The sequence below is a fragment of the Streptococcus parasanguinis genome, assembly GCF_001578955.1.
GTDB lineage: Bacteria > Bacillota > Bacilli > Lactobacillales > Streptococcaceae > Streptococcus > Streptococcus parasanguinis_U.
In genome coordinates, this window is record NZ_KQ969690.1 from 522,400 (window position 1) to 524,785 (window position 2,386).

Genomic DNA, 2,386 nt, shown 5'->3' on the forward strand with positions numbered 1-2,386 from the left:
ATTGGAGCACCAGGTTTAATCATCATCATCCTGGGTGCCCTCTTGATTTTTGGACCAAAACGCCTGCCTGAGTTGGGCCAGTCCATCGGCAAAATGTTTGCTGAATTTAAGACAGCTGTCAATAAAGGCAGTGAAGAAGCTGATCAAGACGCAAAAGAAGATAAGAAAGAAAAAGAATAATCTGACAATTTTCAAAATTCTATTGAGTTCGATTGCATAAAAAGGTATAATAAGACAAGGACTTGTAATCGACGAAGGAGGAAACCATGATTATTACGATTTTGTCACTCATTTTCTATTTTAGCTATATCGGATTCTTATGCTGGTTGGTCGTAAAAATTGTCGAAAAATTGTTCAATTTCTTATTGAACCGTTAATAAAGAAACAATCCATTTCACCACAGGTGAGTGGATTTTTTTGTGTCCAATTCAGTTAGAAAGATTCAAACAAAGAGGTTTTAACGGTCTCAGATTGAAGATAAAGTCATATAAAAAACTTTCCTTAAGTGAGTACGGACGTCAGCGAACTTATTAGAAGTTCCATGACTAAATCAAAATACAAAGGGCGTCTGCGGATAAAGTCAAAAGAGGAAATTAGAAAGCAAGTGAAACAACACAACAAAACCATCGTTTTACTGACTGTTTTGTTTATTGCTATGCTTTCCATTTAAATGTTTTTATATCTTTCAACTTCTAGTATTTCTTGTTACTAGTGATGGACTATATCGTTTGTTTTTCTTATTTATTTTATAAGAATGTTAAGCTTAATAGAAATACAGTAATTACAAGATTGTAATATATTCTGTTATAGCTTTATGTGGCATGGGTATAAATTGATATGACTTTTATTATCTATGGTATAATGAGATAAATTTGGAGTTGTAGAGGCGAGCATTTGGAAGAACATAGACCTGATTTTAGAGATATAAAATCATTTGAAGAATTTAACAGATACTACTGGTATCGAGAAGAGCTTTCACAAATTTGTAAGTACCTTGGATTAGAATACAGATGTACAAAAAAAGAATTAAATCATATTATAGAACAATATTTTAGGGGAAATAGAGTAGAAAAAGTTTTGAGGAAAAGAAACAAAAATCAAACCGAAATAATAACCCTAAATACATCATTACTTGAATGTGGGTTTTCCTTTAATCAGAAATTTCGTGATTATTTTTCAGCTGTAACAGGTGTTAATCCGTTTAAGTTTAATGCTGATATGGCAACAGCTTGGCGAAAAGTAAAACGGGACAACAACATAAATTTTACAATCCAAGATATGATTAAAATATACTATGGAGAGTCAGACTACGCCAAGTATGATAATTCAGCTTGCCAATGGAATCAATTTCTAAAAGACTTTTGTGCAGATGAATTTAGCAATCATTACTCCAACAAGTTAAAAGTTGCGGCTATCCTTTGGAAAGAAGTTAGAGATTCAAAAATAAAAAAATTTATTCGCGGGAACTTCTAAAAGAATATAGCTACAAAATAGAGGAGTACTGTAAATAAACAACTTCAAGTTTGTCGAACGGAATATAAAGTATTAAAGACGATAGCACTCTGTTTTTGCAGAGTGCTTTTTTGTTTTATAGAATATAAGAGAATGTGGGATACTTGCTTTCTCTGCTAGATGATCGAGCAGAGAAAGATTTATTAGATATGACATCAGTCAGCTAAACCCTTTTAGCTGGCTTTTTTGTTAGCGACTCGGTCATTAACTTGCTTGTCAAAATATAATTCGGTATCATAGATATATAATGTTTGGTAAGTAAGTCCTATTGTCAGTTCGGAACAAGTAGATAGGAGAAGGGGAGAAAAAACTAGTGAATAAAGACCAATTGATAGAGAAACCAGAAATAAATATTGTTGGGGTTATTGCAAATCATCAGTTTAACTGGTATATTTGTTCAAACGAAATGTGGACAATGGATATCGATAAATATATTCAGGCATACCAGGAAGCAGGTCTGGATGTTGATTTCTCCTATTTACCTGAAATTCAGCAGAATCTTCATGTGATTACAAAAAGCAATCTTGAGAGCTACTTAGAAATGTATAAAGATGATTGGCTGAAGGTGACGGTTGAAGAATTGATCTCAATGATCAAACGTTCAATGGAAGAGGAGAACTTGAATTCAGAGATTATTCTGGAAGGAAAAGCCTTGCTTCCGGATCTTTTCATCGATTTTGATAAAGAAGAATTTTATTCAAACCATCTGGGGATGAAAAACTACGAAAGATATGTGCCAAACGGATGGAAGTTTTTTTCAGGACGTTTTGATCATTTGATCCCCAAAGAGGAGCAATATTGGATTGAAGAGACCAAGAAAACTGAAGGAACTAGTCTTCTATTCATATAAAAATAATACAGTTTAAAAGTATTT

At 32.8% G+C, this 2,386-nt stretch carries 2 protein-coding genes and 1 pseudogene; all 3 read left to right on the plus strand.

Annotated elements, in window-relative coordinates; translation table 11 throughout:
• The coding region (locus SPADD19_RS06430; RefSeq protein WP_128861601.1) for a Sec-independent protein translocase subunit TatA/TatB at positions 1–180 on the plus strand (180 nt) is incomplete at its 5' end.
• Positions 181–894: 714 nt separating this feature from the next.
• Positions 895–1,511: pseudogene (locus SPADD19_RS06435) on the plus strand (SAP domain-containing protein).
• A gap of 314 nt (positions 1,512–1,825) precedes the next feature.
• Positions 1,826–2,362, plus strand: a complete 537-nt coding sequence (locus tag SPADD19_RS06440; protein WP_023918092.1) for a hypothetical protein — start codon at positions 1,826–1,828, stop codon at positions 2,360–2,362.
• The last annotated feature ends 24 nt before the right edge of the window (positions 2,363–2,386 follow it).